Below are 22,919 nucleotides of genomic sequence, written 5' to 3' on the forward strand. Positions count from 1 at the left end.
GGGGCGTGTCGGCCCGATCCGCGGCGGGGTCACCGGATGCGCGTGACCGGGACGTCGCTCCACGGTCCGGTGTCCTCGCCCGAGCGGTAGGCGATCTCGATCGCCTTGTTCGAGACCTCGTCCCAGTTCGTCGGCACGTTCATCGTCACGTGACCGTCCGCGCCGACCCGCGCGGTGCCCCGAACGGCCGTGCCGACTCGGACGACGACCTCGCTGTCGGGCTGCCCGGTGACCTGGACCACGGCGGCCAGCACGCCCCACGTGTAGGTCGCGGTTGCGTTCGGGGAGCCTTCCGGCAGGGACGGACCGGCCGTCGCCGTGGGAGTCGGTGTCGGAGTCGCTGTGGGTGTTGGAGTCGGAGTGGGAGTCGCCGTGGGTGACGGTGTCGGCGACGGAGCGGCCGTAGGAACCGGAGTGGGCGTCGGCGACGGAGAGGGTACCGGGGCCGGCGCGGGGTCGGCGGCGCGCTCATCCCGGACGGGCGGAACGGCCGGGCGAACCGACGGCATCGCGGGGGTGGGCGGGGCCACTGTTTCGACCGGTGACGAGGGCAGCGCACTCGGAGACGGCCCGGGTGCGAGCGGCGCGGATCCGTCAGGTCCGCCGCCGGACGCTGCCGTGTCGGAGTCGCCCGCACCGGCGCCCGTCGCGGCATCCGCTACCTGCGGCTGCGGCAGAAGCCCGGGGATCGCGAAGGCGGCGACCGTGGCGCCGACGACGAGCACGCCACCGACGATTCCCGCGATCGCGGCCGTCCCGAGGGCGCCCCCCGCGCTTGCGCCCACGGCACCTGCACCTGCGCCGCCGGCTCCACCGGCGCCGCCGCCCGCGCCGCCGGCGGCTCCCGCCCCGCCGCCCGTCGCCCCGCCGCCGACGGTCACGGCTCCGGGGAGGGTGGGTGAAGCACCCGCCGCCAGCGCGACGATGGGCACCCCGCCGCCCTGGACCGCCGCGAGGTACGCGCCGGCGGCTCCCGCCCCGATCGTGAGAGGCAGGAGAACCAGGACGAGGCGGTGCGAGACGTCCTTCGCCTCGGCGGCGACGATCGTGCACCGCGCGCAGTCGCCGAGGTGATCCTCGACCTTGCCGTGATCGCGACGCCCGAGATTGCCGCGGGCATACGCGCCGAGCCGCTCGATCGTCCACTGGCAGTCCGAGCCGTCGGCGACCGAGCGCAGGTGCGCCTGGATCCAGGCCTCGCGCAGCCCCTCCCGGGCGCGGAAGGCGAGCTGAGCGACGGCCGTCGCCTTCATGCCGAGCAGCGGCGCGATCTCCGCCGGCTTCATCTGCTCGATCTCGGTGTACCAGAGCACTTCCTGCCACCGCTCCGGCAGCGAGCGGAACGCCTGCGCGGTCAGGCTGCGATCGAGCGCGTCGTCGGTCGCGTGCGCGTCGGCATCCGGATCCGGCACGAACTCGAGTTCGTCGATCGGACTTTCGCGCTTCGCGCGTCCCCAGCCGGCGGCCGTGTTGCGGATGCTCGTGAAGAGGTAGGCGCGGAACGACCCGGTCGGTCCGCCGCCCCGCACGATCGACTGATAGATCCGCGCGTACGCCTCCTGGACGAGGTCGTCGGCGTCGAAGGTCGAGGTGATCGACCCCGCCACGACGATGCCGGAGCGGTAGTGGCGTCGCCACAGTTCGCCGAAGGCCGCGCTGTCGCCCGAACGCGTGCGCAGCACGAGGTCCGCGTCGGAGATGTCAGCGACATCCTCACGCGGTCCAGCGTGTTCGTCCATGCTCGTCCTGTCGTCGGGTTCACCCATGAGACGCGCGTTCGGCGGAATCATGACGCGGTTATCGCCATTCTCCCAGGAGTCCGGCCGCACGCTCCCTGTGAGCGCGGCTCGACGGGTCCGCACACTCGACGGAAATTTCTTGGGGAAGTCGCGTCATAGATCCCGACTCGCTGCATCTCATGGGTGTGCCGGAATCCGCGCGCACCTCGGGGGAGGTCGTGCGGCGTTGCGGTCACAGGCACGGAGGATCGTGCCGCGTCGGTCGCGACGGGGGTACCGGGGGGAACACCCCGACGCGACGGACAAGGGGGACAGAGCGGGGCGGCAGGCGTGGGGGCGCCTCCCGCCCCGCTCGTTCGTCGCCGTCAGATGCGCGTGCCGTCGACCCAGACGCCCGCGACGTGCAGCGCGCCGTCGAGCAGCACAGCGTCCGCCGCGGCGCCCGGACGCAGCGAGCCGTGGCGCGCCGCCATGCCGATCGCCCGCGCGGGTACAGCGGTGACGGCCGCGACGGCGTCGGCGAGGGGCAGCCCGCCGGCGACGACGAGCCGGAGCGCGGCATCCTGCGTCAGCGTCGAGCCCGCGATCGCGCCGTTCTCGACGAGGCGCGCTTGGCCGTCGATCACGCGCACGGCCAGCCCGCCCAGCTCGTAGTCGCCGTCGGGCGCGCCGGCGGCGGCCATGGCGTCGGTGATGAGCGCGATGCGGTCGGGCGCGCCCGCGAATGCGAGCGCGATGACGTCGGGATGCACGTGGAAGCCGTCGGCGATCAGCTCGAGCGTGACGCGGTCGTCGCGCATCGCGGCGAGGATCGGCCCGGGTGCGCGGTGATGGATGCCGGGCATCGCGTTGAACGCATGCGTCAGCAGCGTCGCGCCCGCGTCGAACGCGGCGGATGCCTCGTCCTCCGTCGCGTTCGTGTGGCCGACGGCGACCGCGACACCGCCGGTGACGAACTGGCGGACGGCGTCGATGCCGCCGGGGAGTTCGGGCGCGAGCGTCACCTGACGCACAGAGCCGCGGCCGGCGTCGATGAGACGGGCGACGGCGGCGGCATCCGGCGCGCGCAGCAGACTCGCGGTGTGCGCGCCCTTATGGCCGAGATCGAGGAAGGGGCCTTCGAGGTGCGACCCCAGGATCGTGGTGTCGTCCTCAGCGAGGTCGGCGATCAGCGCGACCCGCGCCGAGAGATCGTCGATCGACGCCGTCACGAGCGAGAGGACGGCGCGCGTCGTGCCGTGAGCGCGGTGGACGGCGCGAGCGATGCGGATCGCATCCGCGCCGTCGTCGAACGCGGCCCCGCCGCCGCCGTGCCCGTGGATGTCGACGAACCCCGGTGCGAGGTACGCGCCGGCGCCGTCGAAGGCATCGCCGGCCGGCAGGGCGCGCCACGCGTCGCCGGTTCCCGTGCGGAGCACCGTGTCGCCCTCGAACGCGACCCACGCGTCGTCGGTCACGGCGCCGTCGTCGACGAGCCGGACGGAGTGGATGACGGTCGTCATGCCCGCGCCGTTTCGTTCGAGGGCGTCGCGGACGATGCCGACCAGGGAATGTCGGGGAGCGGCGTGAACGCGATCCCCATGCGCGTCCACAGCGGCGCGATCGCGGCCAGACGCGCGGCGAACGAGTCCCACGTGCGCAGCGCACTCGTGCCCGCCGCGGGAGACCAGGCGGCTTCGGCGGCGGAGGCGATGCGGGGGAAGGCGAGGGCGTCGATGTCGCTCAGCGTACGCGCGGTCTCGGCCCAGAGGGGCGCTTCGACGCCCAGGATGTCGTCGTCGCCGATGCCGTCGATCACGGTCGCAGGGTCCCATTCGTAGGACTGCCGCGCCGAGACGACGCCCGCCCAGACGAGACCCAGCGGGGCATCCGCGTCGAACTTCATGTCGAGGTAGATCGCGTCGGCGGGGGAGAGGATGACTCTGCCGCCGGCGGCGACGAAACCGCGGGTCTTCTCGTCCATGCCGTCGGTGGGCGTGCGGAGCCCCCAGTACTGACCGATCGTGCCGGAAGCGAGGCGCGCGCCGGCGACTCCCGCCTCGTGCCACGCGATCGGTGTCTTGCCGGTCGCCGCGACGATCGCGCTCGCGCGTTCGACGAAGTGGGCGAAGTCCTCGGGTGGCGTGCCGAGTGCCTCGTCGCCGCCGAGGTGGAGGTACGGGCCCGGGGTGAGCTCGGCGAGCTCGGTGAAGACGTCGGCCACGAACGCGTAGGTCGCCTCGTCGTGGATCTTCAGCGACGAGAATCCGACCGCCACGCCGTCGTACGGCACGCCGTGCGCGGGCGCGTCCCCGCCGTAGTCGCGGATGATCTCGAGCATGTGCTCATCGAGCCGCGGCTGCTCGGTGAGTTCGGGGTAGGCGAGGGTGACGGCGTGCGTGTGGCCCGGCATGTCGAACTCGGGCACGACGATCATGTGGTGCGCTGCGGCATGGGCGACGATCTCGCGGTAGTCGGCCTGCGTGTAGAAGCCCCCCGCGTCGCCGCCGACGGCCGTCGCGGACGCCCTCTCGGCGAGCAGCGGCCGCGACCGCAGCTCGAGTCGCCAGCCCTGGTCGTCGCTCAGGTGCAGGTGCAGCGCGTTGAACTTGAGGCTCGCGGCGCGCTCGATGTACGCCTTGACGGTCTCGGGGTCGAAGAAGTGGCGAGCGACGTCGAGCATGACGCCGCGATATCCGAATCGCGGGGCGTCGTCGATCTGGACGGCGGGGATCTCCCAGCCGTCGTCCGTCCCGCTGATCAGCTGACCGAGCGTCTGGATGCCGTAGTGCAGGCCCGCCGCATCGGCGCCGGTGATGGTGACGGATGCCGCGGACGACCGGAGCCGGTAGGACTCGGGATCGCCGTTTCCGTCGATCTGCAGTGTGATCGCGGGGCCGGCCGTCCCCGCGGCGCGGCCGACGTCGAGACCTGTGCGCGTCGTGATGAGGGCGCGGGCGGCGGCCACGGCATCCGCGTCGCCGACCACCTCGGTCTGCGTTCGGAGGGAGAAGGCCGCTTCGCCGATCGTGGCGATCGAGGCGGGGGCGGGGACGACGGCGGGGAGGGCCACGTTGCTCCATTCGGCGGGTGTGTGATGGCATCCATTCTCGCCGAATCGATTCGAGTTGTAAAGCGCCCTAACAAACCCGAATCGGAGACGCTGACCGTTCGCGCGCGTGGCGGTGCGGCCGGTATGCTCGCTGTGTCGCGACTGGCGTTGAGGTGGGCCACCACCGGGGAGCGACCACATGGCAATCGACCGTACGCCTGGGTCGGCCGTGGCCTTCTCCGCCGCCGGGCGGATGAACCCACCCCGATCAGGAGCTGCCATGACCGACCCGTCCTTCACCGCCCCGCTCGCCGAGGTCGACCCCGAGATCGCCCAGGTGCTCGAGCGCGAACTCGAGCGTCAGCGCGGGTATCTCGAGATGATCGCGTCGGAGAACTTCGTGCCGGTCTCGGTGCTGCAGTCGCAGGGCTCGGTGCTCACGAACAAGTACGCCGAGGGCTACCCGGGACGTCGCTACTACGGCGGCTGCGAAGAGGTCGACGTCGCCGAGGAGCTCGCCATCGAGCGTGCGAAGGCCCTCTTCGGCGCCGAGTTCGCGAACGTCCAGCCGCACTCCGGCGCCTCCGCCAACGCCGCCGTCCTCCACGCGATTGCGCGGCCCGGCGACACGCTGCTGGGCCTCTCGCTCGACCACGGCGGTCACTTGACGCACGGTATGAAGATCAACTTCTCGGGCCGCCTGTACAACATCGTCGCGTACGGCGTCGACGCCGAGACCTCGATCATCGACATGGACGAGGTCGAGCGTCTCGCCGTGGAGCACTCCCCGAAGGTCATCATCGCCGGGTGGTCGGCGTACCCCCGCCAGCTCGACTTCGCGCGCTTCCGCGAGATCGCCGACAAGGTCGGCGCCCTCCTGTGGGTCGACATGGCGCACTTCGCCGGCCTCGTCGCGGCGGGCCTGCACCCCTCGCCCGTGCCCTACGCCGATGTCGTGTCCTCGACCGTGCACAAGACGATCGGCGGTCCGCGCTCGGGCTTCATCCTCACGAACGACGCCGACATCGCGAAGAAGATCAACACGGCCGTCTTCCCGGGCCAGCAGGGCGGTCCGCTCATGCACGTGATCGCCGCGAAGGCGACGGCGTTCAAGCTCGCCGCGAGCCCCGAGTTCCGCGAGCGCCAGGAGCGCACGGTGCGGGGAGCTGCAATCCTCGCCGAACGCCTGGCGCAGCAGGACGTCGTGGATGCCGGGATCTCGATCCGCTCGGGCGGCACCGACGTGCACCTCGTGCTCGTCGATCTTCGAAACGCCGCGATCGACGGCAAGCAGGCCGAGGATCTGCTCCACGAGATCCACATCACGGTCAACCGCAACGCCGTACCGAACGACCCGCGCCCGCCCATGGTGACGTCGGGCCTGCGGATCGGCACGCCGGCGCTCGCGACGCGCGGCTTCGGGGATGCCGAGTTCACCGAGGTCGCCGACGTCATCGCGCTCGCGCTGCAGCCGGGCGCCGACCTCGAGGCGCTTCGCGCGCGCGTGGCATCCCTCACCGCCGCCTTCCCCCTCTACCCGGGTCTCGTTCAGTGAGCCGCTCTCGAAACGGCATGCAGCGCGTGACGCGCGTCGGCGCGCGCCGCGCTGCATGCCGTCTCGCGGAGAAGGCGGGAGGCGCACGATGACGGCCGTGAAGCTCGACGGGCGGGCGACAGCGGCCGCGATCAAGGCGGAGCTCGCCGAGCGCGTCGCGAAGCTGAAGGCGGCGGGGGTCACCCCGGGCATCGCGACGGTGCTCGTGGGTGCCGACCCGGCATCCCAGCTGTACGTCGGGATGAAGCACCGCGAGTCCGAGGCGATCGGAATGAACTCGATCCAGGTCGAGCTGCCGGCGGATGCCACGCAGGCGGACGTCGAGGCGGAGATCGATCGGCTGAACGCCGACCCGTCCTGCCACGGCTACATCGTGCAGCTGCCGCTGCCGCGTCACCTCGACACGGACCGCATCCTCGAGCGGATCGATCCCGCGAAGGACGCCGACGGCCTGCACCCCGTGAACCTCGGCAAGCTCGTGCTCAACGTGAACGACGAGATCACGTCCCCGCTGCCGTGCACGCCGCGGGCCGTCATCGAGCTGCTCGAGCGCAACGGGTTCGCGCTCGCCGGCACGCACGTCGTCGTCGTCGGGCGCGGGGTCACGATCGGTCGCTCGATCGGGCTGCTGCTCACGCGCCGCGCCGTCAACGCGACCGTGACGCTGACGCACACGGGCACGCGGGATCTGCCGTCATACCTGCGGCAGGCCGATGTCATCGTCGGCGCCGCGGGCGTCAAGCACCTCGTCCGCCCCGAGGACGTCAAGCCCGGTGCGGCCGTGCTCGACGTCGGCGTGACGCGCGAAACCGACCCCGACACCGGCAAGTCGAAGGTCTACGGCGACATCGCCCCCGGAGTCGAGGACGTCGCTGGCTGGCTGTCGCCGAACCCCGGCGGCGTCGGCCCGATGACAGTGGCGCTCCTCATGACGAACGTCGTCGAAGCAGCGGAGCGCACGATCCGCGCCTGAGCGTCAGCGTGCGGCATCCGGTCCGTCGCGTTCGGCGGAGCAGGAACTCCGCAGATTGCGATGTACTCCGCACCAGGATGCCGCGATGCCTGCGGAGTTCGTGACATTCTGCGGAGCACGTGCGCGCACCGATCGCCCGCTCGGCCTCGCCCGCCCGCCCCCGCAGTGCACCCTCGTGCGAAACGAGTGCACCCTCGTGCGAAACGAGCGCACCCTCGCGGAAGGGGATCTTGCGGAGTCAGGGGGTGATGCGGGCGAGCAGTGCGCGGGTGCGCGGGTGCGCGGGCGCGGTGAAGACGGATGCCGGGGCGCCCTCCTCGACGATCAGGCCCTCATCGAGGACGATCACCCGGTCGGCGACATCGCGCGCGAAGGCCATCTCGTGCGTGGCCATGAGAATCGTCGCCCCGCCTTCGGCGAGGGAGCGCACCAGGTCCAGCACCTCGCCGACGAGCTCGGGGTCGAGGGCCGAGGTGATCTCGTCGAGGAGCAGGACGTCAGGGTCGGTGGCGATCGCCCGGGCGATCGCCACGCGCTGCTGCTGCCCGCCCGACAGGCGGTCGGGATGAGCCTTGGCGAAGCCGGCGAGCCCGACCCGCTCGAGCAGCGCCATCGCGCGCTCCTCGGCATCCTTCTTCGGTACCTTGTGCACGATGCGCGAGGCGAGCGTGACGTTGCCGAGCACGGACAGATGCGGGAAGAGGTTGTAGCTCTGGAAGACGGCGCCCAGACGTGCGCGCACCCGATTGCCATCCACACGCGGGTCGGAGATGTCCTCCTCCCCGAGGAAGATGCGCCCGTCGTCGATGGGCTCGAGCAGCCCGAGGCAGCGCAGCAGCGTGGACTTGCCCGAGCCCGACGCCCCGATGAGCGCGACCACGTCGTGCGCCCGGAGCGACACCGATACCCCGCGCAGCACTTCGCGGGCGCCGAACGACTTCCAGACGTCCTCGGCGCGCAGAGCCGGGATGGCGGGGCTCGCGTGCGTCACAGGATCGCTCCCGTCTGCTCGCGCTCGCGCAGGCGCGCCGTGTACCAGTCGGTGACGCGGATCGTCGGGATCGCGAGGAGGACGAAGAGGAGGCCCGCCACGACGTACGGCGTGAAGTTGTAGGTGAGGGATGCCACGGATCGCGCCGCGGCGATGGCGTCGACGGCCCCGAGGATCGAGATCAGGCCGACGTCCTTCTGCATCGAGATGAAGTCGTTCATGAGCGGTGGCGTCATCTTGCGCAGCGCCTGCGGGAGCACCACGCGGCGCATGGTCTGCCCGTGTCCGAGGCCGAGCGCGCGGGCGGCGAGGCGCTGCGACGGGTGGACCGCCTCGATCCCCGCGCGGATCACCTCGGCGACGTACGACGAGTAGGTGAGGGTTACCGCGAGCACACCGAGGACGACGACGGGGATGCGGACTCCGGCAATCGTCGGCAGACCGTATCCGACGAGGTAGAGGACGATGATGAACGGCAGCCCGCGGAAGAGGTCGGTGTATCCGGCCGCGAGGACCCGAAGCGGAAAGAACACGGGGCCTCTGAGGGTTCGCACGAGCGCGATGAGGAGGGCGACGGCGCTCACGGTGATGAGCGAGAGGGCCAGCACCTGCAGATTCAGCAGGAACCCGTCCCAGACTTTCGGCAGTGCCTTCACCGCGACCGCGGGGTCGAAGAACGCGCCCTGCACGCCCGCCCAGCCCGGGGTGTTGATCACCGTCACCCAGACGACCCCGGCGAACACGAGCGTCGAGGCGATCGCCACGAGGACCGACCGCCGCTCGCGCCCGCGTCGGTAGGCGCGCCGCTCGAGCTCGAGCGCGCTGGGGGCGTGGCTGGTCACGGGACGACGTTACCCGACCTGGTCACTTCAGCTGCGGGATGCCGTCCGTCAGCACGCCGAGCCACTTCTGCTCGAGCGCGGCGAGCGTCCCGTCTGCGCGAAGCGCGTCGACGGCCTCGCTGACGCGCGCCGTGAGCGGGGAATCCTTCGCCAGGACGATGCCCCACTGGTCGGGCACCCCGGCAGCGGGCAGTTGCCCGACGACGAAGGAGTTCTCGATGTAGGGCACGACGGTCGCGACGTAGGCGGTGGGGGTGTCGAGCACGATCGCGTCGATCTGGCCGGCCTTCAGCGCCGCGACGGCGTCCTCGTTGGAGCTGTAGTACTGCGCGGGGGTGGTCGGGGCGATCGCCTCTTCGAGCGTCGTCGCACTCGTCGACCCGGTCATGGCGCCGAGGACGAGACCTTTGAGCCCAGCGATGTCGGTGACGCCGTCGGCCTTTCCGCCTTTGACCGCGACGACCGACTGGCTCGCCTCGTAGTACGGCGTCGAGAAGTCGACGGCCTGCGTGCGCTCGTCGGTGATCGTGTACTGCTGGATGTTGACGTCGAAGTTCTTCGGCCCCGGCGCGATCGCCGACTCGAACGAGGTGCGCACCCACACGACGTCCTCCTTCGCGAAGCCGAGCTTCTCCGCGACGGCGTACGCGACGGCGGCTTCGAAACCCTCGCCCGACGCCGGGTCGTCGTTCAACACGTACGGTTCGTAGGCGGTCTCGCCCGTCGCGAAGGTGAGCTTGCCCGGCGTCACGTAGCCGGCGTCGGCGCCGGCGGTCGAAGACGCCGGGTCGGAAGCACCGGCGCAGCCGGCGAGGAGGAGGAGGGCGGCGGCCGCGGTGGCGGCGAGAGTGGTGCGCAGAACGGGACGCGACATGGCGGGGTACCTTCCGGGTGCGGGAGCGCGGCCCGTCGGATGCTGTGGACGGATGCCGCAGCATCCATCATCGCCGCTGAGGATGCCGCCTCGGGCGGCGGGCGTCGGTTTGTTACAGGGTCGTCATGCGGCCGTGTCGTGTCAGCTCTTGCCGAGGTCGTCGAGCATCTTGCGCTGTTCGGGGGTGAGGCCGTCATCGAGGAGGGGCCCCGCCGCCGGGGCGGCACCGGTCGTGGTCTCGGGGCGATTCGTGCCCCGAATGCGCGCCTCGGCGCGGTCGTACAGGTCGCCGGCGCGCCGCTGCAGCCGATCGTCGATCTTCGAATACACGAACCAGCCGATCGCGATGATGATCGGGGGCAGGACGTACGCCCAGAACCAGCTGCCGCGTGCGTTCACGCCCGTGAGCAGCAGCGTGATGATCCAGACGATCGCGGCGACCGCGAGCACGATGAGTCCCTGCACGAGCGCTTCGCCCGCGCGGGTGCGCTCGCCCGCCGTCTTGGCGGCGGACTTCGCGAAGGCCCCCTGGAGGAGGGGCTTCACGAAGAGCTCGGCGAGCGTGAGGACGACGGATGCCCAGATCACCGCCCATCCCACGTGGGCGGGCGTCAGCAGTCCGATCAGGAGCAGCACGACGACGTTGAACACGTACAGCGAGACGAATCGCACGACCCAGGCCTTCATGCCCCCAGCGTGGCACGGTGTCGCCGCCGACGCGAACGCCGGTCCGCGTCGCGCCGTCAGCGGATCGAGACGAGCTGCGTGACGTCGTCCCGCGGCAGGTCGTCGACGACCGCGGTCACCTCGATCGCGTCGAGTTCGGCGCGCCCGCTCAACACGGTGAGGAACGCGGTGTCGGCGGCATCCCGTCCTGTCGCGATGCGCACGAGACTCTGGCGGGGGGCGAGGGCCGTGGCATCCACCACGCGCCAGGCGCCGTCGATCCACGCCTCGGTCACGGCGTGGAACTCCATCGGCTCGAGACCCGGCGCGTAGACGGCGGCGACCCGCGCGGCGACCCCCTGCGCCCGCAGGAGTGCGGCGCACAAGTGGGCGTAGTCGCGGCAGACACCCTGTCGGGCGAGGAGGGTCTGGACGGCGCCGTCGGTCGGGCCGGACGCACCGGGAACGTAGCTGAGCTGCGTGCCCACCCACGAGGAGACCGCGGCGAGGAGGTCCGGCCCGGGCTCGATGCCGGCGAATTCAGCCGTCGCGGTGGGGGAGAGTACGTCGCTTTCGGCGTAGCGGCTCGGCAGGCGGTACGCGAACAGGTCGTAGGGCAGACCCACGGTCGGACTCCCCTCCCCGAGGATGTGCGCGCGGTAGTCGACGACGAGCGTTCCCGCGCCGGCCTGCAGCCGCTGAAAGCGCGTGCCGCTGTGATCGGCGAACGTGGTCGTGGGGACCGGCACGCCGTCGAGGAGCGCGGTGAAGCTCTCGTGATCGGGTTCGTAGTGTGCCGAGACCGCGATCGCGACGACCAGGTCGGCGGGGTCGGACACGTTCAGTTCCAGATGTGCGGTGACGTCTCGCTGCATGCGCACAGCGTGACACATCGCGCGTGCGCCGCGGAACGCGCGGCGGGCCCCGGAGGATCGGCGTATCATCTGCGTCCTGCGCGCGCAATCCCCGTCCGCGCGGCCGGCGCCGCCTCTACCGTCGAAGTCATGGCAACCACGACAGCGACCAAGAACAAGCGCAAGCCGGCGCACGGCGCGCGACTGACCGATGAGCAGAACGCCGAAAGCGGCTTCACCGCCTCGAAGGCCCTGAGCGAGAACCTGCAGAAGGTGCTCGTGGACCTCATCGAACTGGCCTCGCAAGGCAAGCAGGCGCACTGGAACGTCGTGGGCACCAACTTCCGCGACACGCATCTCGCCCTCGACGAGATCATCGATGCCGCGCGCGAGTTCAGCGACACCATCGCGGAGCGTATGCGGGCCCTGCACGCGCTGCCGGACGGGCGCAGCGACACGGTCGCCGAATCGACCACCCTGCCCGAGTTCCCCCAGGGCGAGATCGCGACGACGGAGGTCATCGATCTCATCACCGCGCGTCTGGAGGACGCCGTCGCCACGTGCCGCGACGTTCACGACCAGGTCGATGAGGAAGACCCGACGAGCGCGGACATCTTCCACGAGATCATCGAGAAGCTCGAACAATACGCGTGGATGATGAGCGCCGAGAACCGGAAGCCCGCCGCATCGTGACCGGCATGTACACGCTCCAGGACCCGACGACGCAGTATCCGCGCCCGCCGTTTCCCCCGCAGCAGCAGACGGGGCCCGGCGACATCCACGAGATGACCCCCGCACCCGACCACGGTGAGAAGACCTACGTCGGCTTCGGGCGTCTCCCCGGTCGCAAGGCGCTGGTCACCGGTGCCGATTCGGGCATCGGCCGCGCGGTCGCGATCGCCTACGCCCGCGAAGGCGCCGACGTCGCGCTGTCCTACCTTCCGGTCGAGCAGGCGCAGGCAGAAGAGGTTGCAGAGCTGATCCGCGCCGAAGGGCGTACGGCAGTCCTGCTCCCCGGCGACCTGCAGGACGAGCAGGTGAGCATCGACACCGTCGAGAAGGCCGTCGAAGGCCTCGGCGGTCTCGACATCCTCGTCCTCAACGCGGGGACCATGCCGACCGTCGATTCGATCGACGACTTCGAGACGAAGACCCTCGACCACGTCGTGAAGGTCAACATCTATCCGCTCTTCTGGATGACCAAGGCCGCCTCGCCGCATCTGAAGCCGGGGTCGGCGATCATCACCACTTCGTCGATCCAAGGTTTCGACCCGTCACCCTCGCTCGCCGAGTACGCCGTGTCGAAAGCGGGCATCGCCAATTGGACCCGAGCCACGGCGCAGCAGCTCATCGAGCGCGGCATCCGTGTCAACGGCGTGGCGCCGGGCCCGATCTGGACGCCGCTGCAGCCCGCATTCGTGCCCAACGAGAAGATCGAGCACTTCGGCGAGCAGACTCCGATCGGCCGCGCCGGCCAGCCCGTGGAGCTCGCCCCGGCGTATGTGTTCCTCGCCTCGCAGGAATCGAGCTACGTCGTCGGCGAAACCATCGCGGTGACGGGCGGGATGACTCTGACGTGAGCCGGACCGGATGACGGTCGTCGGGCGCGACGACCTGCGCACTTACGCCCCGATCGGCGACGGCCGCACCGTCGCACTCATCGCCGCCGACGGCGGCATCGACTGGATGCCGATGCCGAACCTCGACTCGACGCCCGTCTTCGCGCGCCTCCTGGACGACGACCACGGCGGATGTCTCGAGCTTTCGCCCGAGGGTCGCTCCGGCATCGATTACACCGTCCGTCGTCGGTACCTGCCCGGGACCAACGTGCTGCAGACGACGTTCGCGTCGTCGGCCGGGACCGTCCGCGTCACCGATGCGCTCGTTACCGGTATCGCGGGGCGGCTTCCGTGGGCGCAGCTCGTGCGCCGCATCGAATCTCTCGAGGGCGAGGTGCGGATGCGTTGGGCGATTCGCCCCGGCACGAGGCTCCGGACGGCGGCACCGTGGGTCGTCCGTCACGACGGGGCGCACCTGATGAGGGTGGGTGCGACGACCCTCGCCGTCCTCGGCGAAGAGATCGGACGGGCGCGCTCGGAGCAGGACGCCGACCCGTTCCCGTTGATCCGCGGCACCTTCCTCGCGCGGGGCGGGAGCCGCCATCTGCTCGCGGTCGTCGCCACCGACGACGAGCCGCTGCATCTTCCCGATCCCGCGACGCTCGACGACAGCCTGGAGCGCTCCATCGCCGGCTGGCGGACGTGGTCGCGTGAATTCTCGTACGAGGGACCCTGGTCGGATGCCGTGCAGCGCAGCGCGCTCGCCCTGAAGCTTCTCGTGTACGCGCCGACGGGGGCGATCGCGGCTGCCGCGACGACGTCGCTGCCGGAGAATCCGGCAGGCGGGAAGAACTGGGACTACCGCTACGCGTGGGTGCGCGACCTCGCCTACACGGCCCACGCACTCGTCCGGTTCGGGCTTCGTGAGGAGACCCACGCCGCGCTCTCCTGGCTGGTGCGGACGATCCGAGCGCACGGGTCCGACCCGCACGTGATGTACACGCTGCGAGGTGAGCTCCTGGACGGGGTGGAGGAGTTCGACGTGCCGGGCTGGCAAGGGATCGGCCCGGTTGTCACGGGCAACCCCGCGCGAGATCAGCTGCAGCTCGGTGTCTACGGCGACCTGTTCGCCATCTGCCGCACGTACGTCGACGCGGGCAACGTCCTCGATGTGGAGACGGGCCGCATGCTCGCGCAGGGGGCCGACCGGACGTGCGATCTGTGGCGGGAGCGCGACTCGGGCATGTGGGAACTGCCCGAGCTCGAGCACTACACGTCGTCGAAGATGGGGTGCTGGCAGGCGCTTCGCGACGCCGTGCACCTCGCCGAGGCGGGCGCGATCCCCGGTGACACCGCACGCTGGGCCTCGGAGCGCGATCGGATCTCGACGTGGATCGCACGCGAGTGCTGGTCGGAGGATGCCGGTGCGTACACGATGTACGCCGGTTCGACGGCGCTCGACACCTCGGTTCTCATTCACGCCGAGAGCGGCTTCGACCGCGGCGAGCGGATGTCCCGCACGATCGACGCGCTCACCGCAGAGCTCGGTCGGGGCGCGCTGATCTACCGCTACAGCGGGATGCCGCGCGAGGAGCACACGTTCGTCGCCTCCGCCTTCTGGCGCGCGGGCGCCCTCGCCTGTGTGGGGCGGCACGAGGAGGCGCTCGCCGCGATGGACGAGCTCGTCGCGCACGCGAACGACGTCGGCATCTACAGCGAGATGATCTCGGAGCGAGACGGCTCGTTTTGGGGCAACCTGCCGCAGGCGCTCAGCCATCTCGCGGTGGTCACCGCCGCGCTCACGATCCGCGAAGTCGTGCCGGCGCGGGCACTCGAAGGGCACTGAGCCCGCCGCCGGGCCGCGAGCCGCTCATCCCCTTACGGCCAGCAGGTGCTCCGCACTGCGCAGGGCGAGCGCGACCTGAGTGAGGGCGGGATTGGCGGCCAGCGCGCTCGGGAAGGTGGAGTTGTCGACGATCCAGAGGTTGTCGATCTCGTGGCTGCGCCCCGCGGCATCCACGACCCCGTCGTCGGGGTCGGCGCTCATGCGGCAGGTACCGAGGGTGTGTGCCGTCCGGTCGAGGACGCGCGTCGAGGTGGCCCCGGCCGCCTCGAGGATGCGGATCATCGTGTCGGTCGCGTGACGGATGAGCGCCTTCTCGTTCGTGCCGACGGTGAACGTCACGCGGGCGCGGGGGAGTCCGTCGTCGGCGGTCTCGCTCGCGAGCGTGAGTGTGTTGTCGTCGCTCGGCAGGCACTCACCATTGATGCCCACACCGGTGGTGAATCGTGCGCCGTCCACGGCCGCCATGAGCTCCGGTCCCCAGAGTCCGCCCCCGCGGACGAGGCTTGTGGCGTACGTGAGCGGCATCACGCCGAGGCTCTGGATGAGGTAACCTCCGGCGAAGTCGGCCCCCTGCGGCGCGAGGAAGTCCTCGGTGATCAGTGACGAGGGGTATCCGCGGTAGGAGCGCTGCTGCACGTCGAACGTGCCCCACACCTGCGTCGCGGGGTGGGCGAGGAAATTGCGTCCGACCTGCCCGCTGCCGTTCGCGAGATCGTTCGCGAGGAGCAGTCGCGGGGTCTCGACGCCGCCGGCCGACAGCACGAGTGCGCGGCACGCCTGCCGGATCTCGACCCCGTCCTGCCGATAGACGACGGCGCGCACGCGCCCCGTGGCATCCGTCTCGATCGTGTGCACCATCGCGCCGGCCCGGATCTCCGCCCCGTTCGCGATCGCGGCGGGCAGGTACGTCGTCCCCATGGTCGCCTTCGCGCCGGTCCGGCAGCCCTGATGGCACGTGCCGCACGCGATGCATGCCTCTCGCGGCATGCCGTGCTGCAGACGCGGGGCGGTGAGCACGGCAGCGGGTGCATCGGCCGTGCGGATGCCGAGGGCGCGGCATCCCGTCGCCATGTTCTGCGCCGACGCGTTGCGGGCGGCGGGCGGATAGCGGTACGAGCGGTCCGGGTCCCACGGGTAGTCTCTCGGCCCGCTCACACCGAGGTCCGCTTCGGCGCGGAGGAGAAAGGGGAGGAGCTCGGCCGAATCGAACGGCCAGTCACGTCCGAGGCCCGTCTCCGTGCGCAGCCGCAGCTGGCCCGCCGTGGGTCGCGGTGTGAACGCGCCCCAATGCAGCGTCGATCCGCCGACACCCCGCCCGGAGTTGTTCGGCCCGAATGCCGTCGGGTCGGCGCCTCCGGAGAGGCGCTCGTCCATCCAATTGATCTCCGCGGCTTCGATCTCGTCGGGCGTGTGCTCGGCGGGGTCGAAGAAGGGGCCGGCCTCCATCGCGATGACGCGCAGCCCCGCGCGGGCGAGTTCGGCGAGCACGGGCGCGCCCCCGGCACCGGTGCCCACGACGACCACGTCGGCCTCATCGCGGGGGTCGTAGTGTCGCATCGCCGCGACCTCCAGAGCGAGCGCGCTCACACGGTCTCCCTTTCGTCGGCGATCCCGAGATCGCCGGGCTCCCAATCGGCACGCCGGCCCGCGCCGAGCACCGTGAAGCCCCGAGGACGGTCCGCCGCGCCGATGCCACGCGTCGCGAACGTATCGTTCCCCGTGCGGGCGAGGGATGCCGGGTGGGCGAGCCAGTGCCGCACGAGGTCGACGCGCGCGTCCTCCGCCCACGCCTGGAGCTGGGCGGGCGAGAGCGCCGCGCCGCGCGGGGCGAGAGCGCCCTCGACGAGTGCGCTCACGGCGCTCCGCCCCGCCTCGCCGTCGAGATCCACGTGGCCGAGCGCGTCCAGCGCCAGCCTCGCAGCGACGGCGTCGGGGGGCAGGTCGGCCGGCCGCCAGCCGTCGCCGTCGCCCGCGGCGAGCTGCCGGTCCCATCGTGCGGCGAGATCGATGCGGCCCTCGCCGGGGGCCGCCGACTGCGGCACGACCACGTCGGCGAAGCGGCGCAGCGTCTCGAGCTGCGCGGGCGTGAGCGCACGCGGACGATAGTCGGGGTCGTCGGCGATCGCGCGGGCGGCGAGAGAAGCGCGGACGCGGGGCTCCACGGCGGGCGACGCGATGAGGCGCGCCCACCCCTCGGGGACGAGCGGAGACCGCGCGGTGATCTCGTCGCGCAGGGCGGCGATCGCCGCGGCGAGGTGGGCGGGTCGTTCCTGGGGGACGAGGTGCCCCGTCTCGCGCAGACGCACGAATCTCGCGCGGGGGTACACGGCCGCGTGCAGACGCGGCTGCGCGTCGGCACCGAGGTCGCGGTCGTCTTCGCCCGCGACGACGACCGCGGGGACATCGAGCACGCCGACCTCGTCCGACACGTCCTCGCGGCTGCCGTCGGCGAGCCACGCCGTCCAGGCGGCGGGCGCCGCGCGGCGCAGGTCGTCGATCGTCCGCGAGTCGCTCTCACGGGGGAGCGGCAGCGCCGTGTTGTCCTCGACGAACGTGCGTGCCTGGTGTTCGCTGAGCCCTCCGGCATCCGCCCACGTGAGCATGTCGGCGCGCTTGTCCTCCGACATGGGCTCCGGCGTGGGCGGGGACGCCGCGACGAGCACGACGCCGGCGAGGCCGAACACGGGGTCGTCGCCCTGCAGGGCGCGCCGCGCGACGACGCTCGCCACCTTTCCGCCCATGCTGTGCCCGAGGAGCACCCAGCGCGCCGCGCCGTCGCGATGGATCTGCGCGAGGACGTGGTCCGCCATCGCCGCGACGCCGTATCCGTCCTCGTCGCGCGCATCTCCGAAACCCGGCAGGTCGATCGTGATGAGACGGATGCCGGGGTCGAGGCGCTCCTCGAGGGCGCGGAACGCCGCACCGCTCCCGCCGAGGGCGTGCAGCGCGTACACGGTGAGCGCGGTCACGGCGTCACCATGCCGCCGTTGACGTTGAGCGTCTCGCCCGACACGTAGCCCGACTCGGCGGAGGCGAGGAACACGAACGCCGGCGCGATCTCCGCCGGCTGCCCCGCGCGACGGTACTCGTTCTCGTCGTCGAAGTGCGTCATCTGCTCGTCCGAGACCCCGTCGGAGACCTGCAGCGCCGTCCACGTCGGCCCGGGAGCGACGACGTTGACGCGGATGCCGCGCGGCGCGAGCTGCTGCGCCAGACCTTTGGAGAGATTGTTGATCGCGGCCTTGGTCGCGGCATAGTCCAGGCGGTCGGGCGCTGGTACGTAGGCCTCCAGCGAGGCCGTATTGATGATCGCCGCGCCGGGGGCGAGGTGCGGCAGCGCCGCTTTGATGAGCCAGAACGGTGCGAAGACGTTCGTGCGGAACGTCGCCTCGAACTGCGCGTCGTCGAGGTCTTCCACGTGCTCCACCGCCGTCTGCTTGCCGGCGTTGTTGACGAGGATGTCGAGGCCGCCGAGCGCGGCCGCCGCCTCCGCCACGAGGGATCGGCATCGGGCCGCGTCGGTGATGTCGGCCACGAGCGCGAAGCCGCGACGGCCGGCCGCTTCGATGAGCGCGAGGACGTGTGCGGCATCCTCCTCCTCGCCGGCGCGGTGCACGATCGCGACGTCGGCGCCCTCGCGGGCGAAGGCGATCGCCGTCGCGCCGCCGATGCCCGAGTCGCCGCCCGTGATGAGCGCACGGCGGCCCTCGAGGCGACCCGTGCCGCGGTAGCTCGTCTCGCCGAGGTCGGGCACGGGTGTCATGCGGCCTTGCACGGCCGGCTCGTCCTGATGCTGCAGGGGAGGCTCGACCCGGGGGTACCGGGCGACCGGGTCGCCGAACGCGAACTGATCGGGGGTCATCGCGCGCCCGCCGGAATGCGACCGATGAGCGCAGCCCTGTCGACGGGTCCGTCGCTCGCGAGCACGGCGCGCGCGGCATCCGTCGCATCGGGGACGTTCCACAGCAGCACCCCGACGACGCGGTCGTCGTCGAGGTAGTAGACGACGCCTCGCGAAAGCGGCTCGGCCCAGTCCGCGACGGTCTCCAGGCTCCCGTCGAGAGTGCCGACCGCTTCATAGCGCGTGTCGAAGACGGCGGAGTAGTAGTACGGCGTGTGCGCGTAGTCCTCGTCGGCGCCGGTGAGGTTGCGGCCGGCCTGCCGCCCCATCTGCTCGGCGTTGTCGACGTGTTCGATCCGCCGCCGACCGAGGATGCGGTCGGGGTACTCGGCGACATCGCCGGCGGCGAAGACATCCGTCGCCGAGGTGCGCAGCTGCGCGTCGACGACGATCCCGTCGGCGACCTCGAGGCCGGCCTTTTCCGCCAGGTCGACGTTCGGCCGGATGCCGAGGCCCGAGACCACGGCATCCGCCGTCACCGTGCCGCCGCCTTCCAGATCGAGGCGGACGGCGGCGTCACCTGCGATGCCGCCCACGACCTCACGGCCGCCGACGAGCTCGACGCCCGCCGCGACGAACATCGCGGCGAAGTGGTCGGCGAGGTCCGTCGGGAAGACGTCGGCGCCGAGGCCCTTCGTGCTGTGGACGAGGACGGTGTCGACGCCCTGCTGCACGAGCGCCGCCGCCAGCTCACTGCCGATGTAGCCGCCGCCGACGACGGCGATGCGGTCGACCCGCGCGGCGAGGGCGCGCAGGTGCCGGTAATCCTCGGCGGTGCGGAAGGCGATCACACGGTCGCTCGCATCGGCACGTTCGATCGGCAGTCGGACGGGATCGCCGCCCGTCGCGAGAAGCGCCGTCGCATAGGAGAGGGTGTCACCGGCATCCGTCTCGATCTCGTGCGCGTCGGGACGGAGCGCACTCACGTGCGTGCGGAGCAGGATGGTCGCGCCGGTGTCCGCAGCCGTGTCCAGCGGCACCTGCTCCCACGTGAAGTCGGGATCCGTCCACAGTTTCTTGCTCAGCGCCGGCCGCGTATACGGTTCGTCGATGTCATCGCTGATGATCGCGATGGTCGCGCCATCGTCGCGTTCGCGGATGCCGCGTGCGGCGGCATCCGCGACCATTCCGCCGCCGATGATGATGTGGTCGTAGGCGTTCGGACGATCGCTGCGCGAGGAGGTCATGCTCCGATTCGATCAGCAGCGCGCGTGCGCGGCCATCGGGTTGACCCGTGCGTGCCCGCACGCTACAGGCGGGTCCGTCGGGAGTCGTCGCGCAGCCGCCGGCCGTCGGTCGTGGGGCCGCCGTCAGTACCCGGCGCGCGCGGAGCCTTCCGGGGTCGGGCTCCATCGTGCGGCGAGGGCCTCGGATCCGCGGGCGAGCAGTGCCACGTCGGCGCCGACGAGCACGAACGACGCGCCCGCGTCGAGGTACGACTGCGCGACCGCGGGATCGAACGCGTTGACGCCGACGGGCTTGCCGGCAGCGCGCACCGCCGCGAACGCGCGCAGCACGCCGGCGGTGACGTCGGGGTGCGTCTGCTGGCCGATGAGACCGAGCGAGGCTGCGAGATCGCTCGGACCCACGAAGACGCCGTCGACGCCGTCGACGGCGGCGATCTCGGCCGCGGCATCCACTCCGGCCGCCGTCTCGATCTGGACGAACAACGAGACGTACGCATCCGCATTCGCGAGGTAGTCGTCGACGCGGTTCCAGCGCGCCGAGCGCGCGAGAGCGGAGCCGACGCCGCGTCGGCCGCGGGGCGGGTAGCGGACGGCCGCGACGACGTCCTCGGCCTCCGCCGCGGATGACACCATCGGCACGAGGATGTTCTGCGCACCGAGGTCGAGCACCTGCTTGATCGTCACGACATCACCCACCGGCACTCGGACGACGGGTGTCGCAGGCGAGCCGTCGATCGCCTGCAGCTGAGCGAGCACCGTGTCGAGGGTGTTCGGCGTGTGCTCCATGTCGACGAGCAGCCAGTCCAGGCCCGCCCCCGCCATGATCTCGGCGACCAGCGGCGACCCCGTGCACACCCAGCCGCCGGCGAGCGGCCGGGAGTCGGCGGAGGCGGCGGCGAGTCGATCCCGGAAGGTCGGGCTCAGACGAAACGACATTCGATGACTCCCATCGGCCCGAAGTCGGCGCGGACCTCGTCGCCCGCCGACACCCACATCGGGCGAGTGAACGACCCGGCGAGGATGATCTCGCCCGGTTCGAGTCTGGCACCGTGCTGCGCGAACTTGTTGGCGAGCCAGGCCACGCCCGTGGCGGGGTGACCGAGAACCCCCGCCGCGACCCCGGTCTCCTCGATCTCGCCGTTCCGGCTGAGCACGCCGGGCACCCAGCGCAGGTCGATCTCGTCCGGGCGCTTGTGCACGTCGCCCAGAACCATCGCCCCGTAGGCGGCGTTGTCGCTGATCGTGTCGACGATCGTCCGTCCCTCGAGCTCGATGTGCGAGTTCAGCACCTCGAGCGCGGGGACGGCGTAGTCGATCGCGGCGAGGGCGTCCTCGAGCGTGCAGTCCGGGCCCTCGAGCGACGAGCCGAGCACGAACGCGAGCTCGACCTCGATCCGCACGTTCGAGAAGTGGGCGGTGTCGATCTCGTCTCCGGAGCGGTAGACCGTGTCGTCGAACATCACGCCGTAGTCGGGCTCGGTGATGCCGGTCGCCTGCTGCATCGCCTTCGACGTCAGCCCGATCTTCCGCCCGACGAGGGTGCGGCCCGCTGCAACCATCCGGTCGCGCCACACCCCCTGGATCGCGTAGGAGTCCTCGACCGTGGCATCCGGATATCGCGCGGTGATCCGCGGGATCACCGCGTGCGCGCGGTCGGCCTCGGCGAGCTCGTCGGCGATCGCCGCGATCTGATCGGGTGTGAGCGTCACAGCTGATTGCCCAGCTTGTACTCGCCCTGCTTCCACTCGGGCAGGGATGCCTCGCCCTCGTCCGGCCGCGTGTAGCTGAAGCCGTCGGCGCCGATCGTCACCGCCATCTCGCTGTCGTCGGTACGGGCGACGACAGGCTGCGGGTTGCCGTCGAGATCGAGAACGAGCGAGGCATCCGTGTACCACGACGGAACGACGGGGTTGCCCCACCAGTCGCGGCGCTGGTTGTCGTGCACGTCCCACGTGACGACCGGATTGTCGGGGTCGCCGGTGTAGTAGTCCTGCGTGTAGACCTCGACGCGGTGGCCGTCGGGGTCGCGCAGGTACAGGTAGAACGCGTTCGAGACGCCGTGGCGGCCGGGGCCGCGCTCGATGGCGTCGGAGCGGCGGAGCGCACCGAGCTTGTCGCAGATGGCGAGGATGTTGTGCTTCTCGTGCGTCGCGAAGCACACGTGGTGCATACGGGGGCCGTCACCGCCGGTCATCGCGGTGTCGTGCACGGTGGGCTTACGGCGCATCCACGCGGCGTACACGGTGCCGGCTTCGTCCTGGATGTCCTCCGTCACGCGGAAGCCGAGGTCCTGCATGAACTTGACGGCGCGCGGGACATCCGGGGTCACCTGGTTGAAGTGGTCGAGGCGCACGAGCTCGCCGGGGATGTGCACGTCGTAGCGCCAGCTCATCCGCTCGACGTGGTCTGTCTGGTGGAAGAACTCGATCGGAAAGCCCAGCGGATCGACGACGCGCACCGAATCGCCGATGCCCTTCACGAAGCCTTCGGGCGCGCGCCGCACGTCGCAGCCGAGCTCGCGGTAGAACGCTTCGGCGCGGTCGAGGTCGGCTGCCTCGCGCACCCGGTACGAGAACGCGGCGACGGCCGCGACAGCGCCCTTGCGCAGCACGAGATTGTGGTGGATGAACTCCTCCGTCGAACGGAGGTAGATCGCGGTGTCGTCCTCCTCGGTGACGTAGAGCCCGAGCACGTCGACGTAGAACTGCCGGGATGCCGCGAGGTCGGTCACCACGAGCTCCATGTACGCGCAGCGCAGGATGTCGGGCGGGGAGGCCAGCGGCGTCGCGATCGGGTTGTCCGTCTCGATCGGCGCCTCTTGGCTCACGAAGAAGCCGGAGGAGGTCTTCGTCATCTGGGAGCGTTCGGTCATCTCAGCATCCTTGCTTTCTGCCTGCGGTC

The 22,919-nt window shown here is 71.2% G+C and carries 20 protein-coding genes and 1 riboswitch; of the genes, 5 read left to right on the forward strand and 15 right to left on the reverse strand.

What is annotated here, in order from left to right; translation table 11 throughout:
• Positions 1 to 29: 29 nt before the first annotated feature.
• The 3 genes from WFI52_RS04115 to WFI52_RS04125 form a co-directional block, all read right to left on the reverse strand.
• On the reverse strand, positions 30 to 1,739 hold the full coding sequence (locus WFI52_RS04115) for a sigma-70 family RNA polymerase sigma factor (protein WP_336625994.1): 1,710 nt from the start codon (positions 1,737 to 1,739) through the stop codon (positions 30 to 32).
• 365 nt (positions 1,740 to 2,104) lie between these two features.
• A complete protein-coding gene (gene nagA, locus WFI52_RS04120) occupies positions 2,105 to 3,241 on the reverse strand; it encodes an N-acetylglucosamine-6-phosphate deacetylase (RefSeq protein ID WP_336625993.1) in 1,137 nt (378 codons plus the stop codon).
• The gene (locus WFI52_RS04125) at positions 3,238 to 4,791 is read right to left on the reverse strand and encodes a family 20 glycosylhydrolase (RefSeq protein ID WP_336625992.1); all 1,554 of its coding nucleotides are present in this window, start codon (positions 4,789 to 4,791) and stop codon (positions 3,238 to 3,240) included. Before WFI52_RS04125 ends, nagA begins: the two co-directional genes overlap by 4 nt.
• A gap of 127 nt (positions 4,792 to 4,918) precedes the next feature.
• A riboswitch (ZMP/ZTP riboswitch) is annotated at positions 4,919 to 5,001 on the forward strand.
• Positions 5,002 to 5,050: 49 nt separating this feature from the next.
• Between WFI52_RS04125 and glyA the strand changes: the two genes are divergently transcribed.
• Entirely contained in the window at positions 5,051 to 6,325 is a 1,275-nt protein-coding gene (gene glyA, locus WFI52_RS04130; protein WP_336625991.1) for a serine hydroxymethyltransferase, read from the forward strand.
• Between the two features lie 88 nt (positions 6,326 to 6,413).
• On the forward strand, positions 6,414 to 7,298 hold the full coding sequence (locus tag WFI52_RS04135) for a bifunctional methylenetetrahydrofolate dehydrogenase/methenyltetrahydrofolate cyclohydrolase (RefSeq protein WP_336625990.1): 885 nt from the start codon (positions 6,414 to 6,416) through the stop codon (positions 7,296 to 7,298).
• A 238-nt stretch (positions 7,299 to 7,536) separates the two neighbouring features.
• Here WFI52_RS04135 and WFI52_RS04140 read toward each other — a convergent pair whose 3' ends face one another.
• The 5 genes from WFI52_RS04140 to WFI52_RS04160 form a co-directional block, all read right to left on the reverse strand.
• The gene (locus WFI52_RS04140) at positions 7,537 to 8,289 is read right to left on the reverse strand and encodes an amino acid ABC transporter ATP-binding protein (RefSeq protein ID WP_336625989.1); all 753 of its coding nucleotides are present in this window, start codon (positions 8,287 to 8,289) and stop codon (positions 7,537 to 7,539) included.
• Positions 8,286 to 9,131 (reverse strand): amino acid ABC transporter permease, encoded by an 846-nt coding sequence (locus WFI52_RS04145; protein WP_336625988.1) that lies wholly within the window; start codon positions 9,129 to 9,131, stop codon positions 8,286 to 8,288. The genes WFI52_RS04140 and WFI52_RS04145 overlap by 4 nt, the downstream gene beginning before the upstream one ends.
• 22 nt (positions 9,132 to 9,153) lie before the next feature.
• Positions 9,154 to 10,005, reverse strand: a complete 852-nt coding sequence (locus WFI52_RS04150) for an ABC transporter substrate-binding protein (RefSeq protein ID WP_336625987.1) — start codon at positions 10,003 to 10,005, stop codon at positions 9,154 to 9,156.
• A gap of 141 nt (positions 10,006 to 10,146) precedes the next feature.
• Positions 10,147 to 10,692: a hypothetical protein gene (locus tag WFI52_RS04155; RefSeq protein WP_336625986.1), complete on the reverse strand. Its 546-nt coding sequence runs from the start codon at positions 10,690 to 10,692 to the stop codon at positions 10,147 to 10,149.
• 56 nt (positions 10,693 to 10,748) lie between these two features.
• On the reverse strand, positions 10,749 to 11,546 hold the full coding sequence (locus WFI52_RS04160) for a transglutaminase-like domain-containing protein (protein WP_336625985.1): 798 nt from the start codon (positions 11,544 to 11,546) through the stop codon (positions 10,749 to 10,751).
• Between the two features lie 129 nt (positions 11,547 to 11,675).
• Here WFI52_RS04160 and WFI52_RS04165 point away from each other — a divergent pair, with 129 nt between their 5' ends.
• From WFI52_RS04165 to WFI52_RS04175, 3 genes are read left to right on the forward strand one after another with little or no spacing between them, the layout of a single operon-like run.
• Positions 11,676 to 12,218 carry a Dps family protein gene (locus WFI52_RS04165; protein WP_336625984.1) on the forward strand — a complete coding sequence of 181 codons (543 nt, stop codon included), beginning with the start codon at positions 11,676 to 11,678 and terminating at the stop codon, positions 12,216 to 12,218.
• 5 nt (positions 12,219 to 12,223) lie between these two features.
• Positions 12,224 to 13,105 (forward strand): SDR family oxidoreductase, encoded by an 882-nt coding sequence (locus WFI52_RS04170; RefSeq protein ID WP_442927702.1) that lies wholly within the window; start codon positions 12,224 to 12,226, stop codon positions 13,103 to 13,105.
• A 10-nt stretch (positions 13,106 to 13,115) separates the two neighbouring features.
• Positions 13,116 to 14,930 carry a glycoside hydrolase family 15 protein gene (locus WFI52_RS04175; RefSeq protein ID WP_336625982.1) on the forward strand — a complete coding sequence of 605 codons (1,815 nt, stop codon included), beginning with the start codon at positions 13,116 to 13,118 and terminating at the stop codon, positions 14,928 to 14,930.
• Positions 14,931 to 14,954: 24 nt separating this feature from the next.
• On the opposite strand, the gene WFI52_RS04180 is transcribed toward WFI52_RS04175, so the two are convergent.
• The 7 genes from WFI52_RS04180 to hpaD all read right to left on the reverse strand — a co-directional run bounded on the left by WFI52_RS04180 (position 14,955) and on the right by hpaD (position 22,890).
• Positions 14,955 to 16,517, reverse strand: coding sequence for a GMC family oxidoreductase (locus tag WFI52_RS04180; RefSeq protein WP_336625981.1), 1,563 nt, complete (start codon positions 16,515 to 16,517; stop codon positions 14,955 to 14,957).
• Positions 16,514 to 17,899, reverse strand: coding sequence for an alpha/beta fold hydrolase (locus WFI52_RS04185; protein ID WP_336625980.1), 1,386 nt, complete (start codon positions 17,897 to 17,899; stop codon positions 16,514 to 16,516). The genes WFI52_RS04180 and WFI52_RS04185 overlap by 4 nt, the downstream gene beginning before the upstream one ends.
• Positions 17,896 to 18,792, reverse strand: coding sequence for an SDR family oxidoreductase (locus WFI52_RS04190; protein ID WP_336625979.1), 897 nt, complete (start codon positions 18,790 to 18,792; stop codon positions 17,896 to 17,898). Before WFI52_RS04190 ends, WFI52_RS04185 begins: the two co-directional genes overlap by 4 nt.
• Entirely contained in the window at positions 18,789 to 20,018 is a 1,230-nt protein-coding gene (locus tag WFI52_RS04195) for an NAD(P)/FAD-dependent oxidoreductase (RefSeq protein WP_336625978.1), read from the reverse strand. Before WFI52_RS04195 ends, WFI52_RS04190 begins: the two co-directional genes overlap by 4 nt.
• Positions 20,019 to 20,141: 123 nt before the next feature.
• Positions 20,142 to 20,954, reverse strand: coding sequence for an HpcH/HpaI aldolase family protein (locus WFI52_RS04200; protein ID WP_336625977.1), 813 nt, complete (start codon positions 20,952 to 20,954; stop codon positions 20,142 to 20,144).
• Positions 20,939 to 21,727: a 2-keto-4-pentenoate hydratase gene (locus WFI52_RS04205; RefSeq protein ID WP_336625976.1), complete on the reverse strand. Its 789-nt coding sequence runs from the start codon at positions 21,725 to 21,727 to the stop codon at positions 20,939 to 20,941. Before WFI52_RS04205 ends, WFI52_RS04200 begins: the two co-directional genes overlap by 16 nt.
• Complete coding sequence (gene hpaD, locus WFI52_RS04210; protein WP_336625975.1) at positions 21,724 to 22,890, reverse strand: 3,4-dihydroxyphenylacetate 2,3-dioxygenase; 1,167 nt, start codon at positions 22,888 to 22,890, stop codon at positions 21,724 to 21,726. Before hpaD ends, WFI52_RS04205 begins: the two co-directional genes overlap by 4 nt.
• Between the last annotated feature and the right edge of the window lie 29 nt (positions 22,891 to 22,919).

The sequence above is a fragment of the Microbacterium sp. MMO-20 genome (assembly GCF_037147735.1).
Taxonomy (GTDB): domain Bacteria; phylum Actinomycetota; class Actinomycetes; order Actinomycetales; family Microbacteriaceae; genus Microbacterium.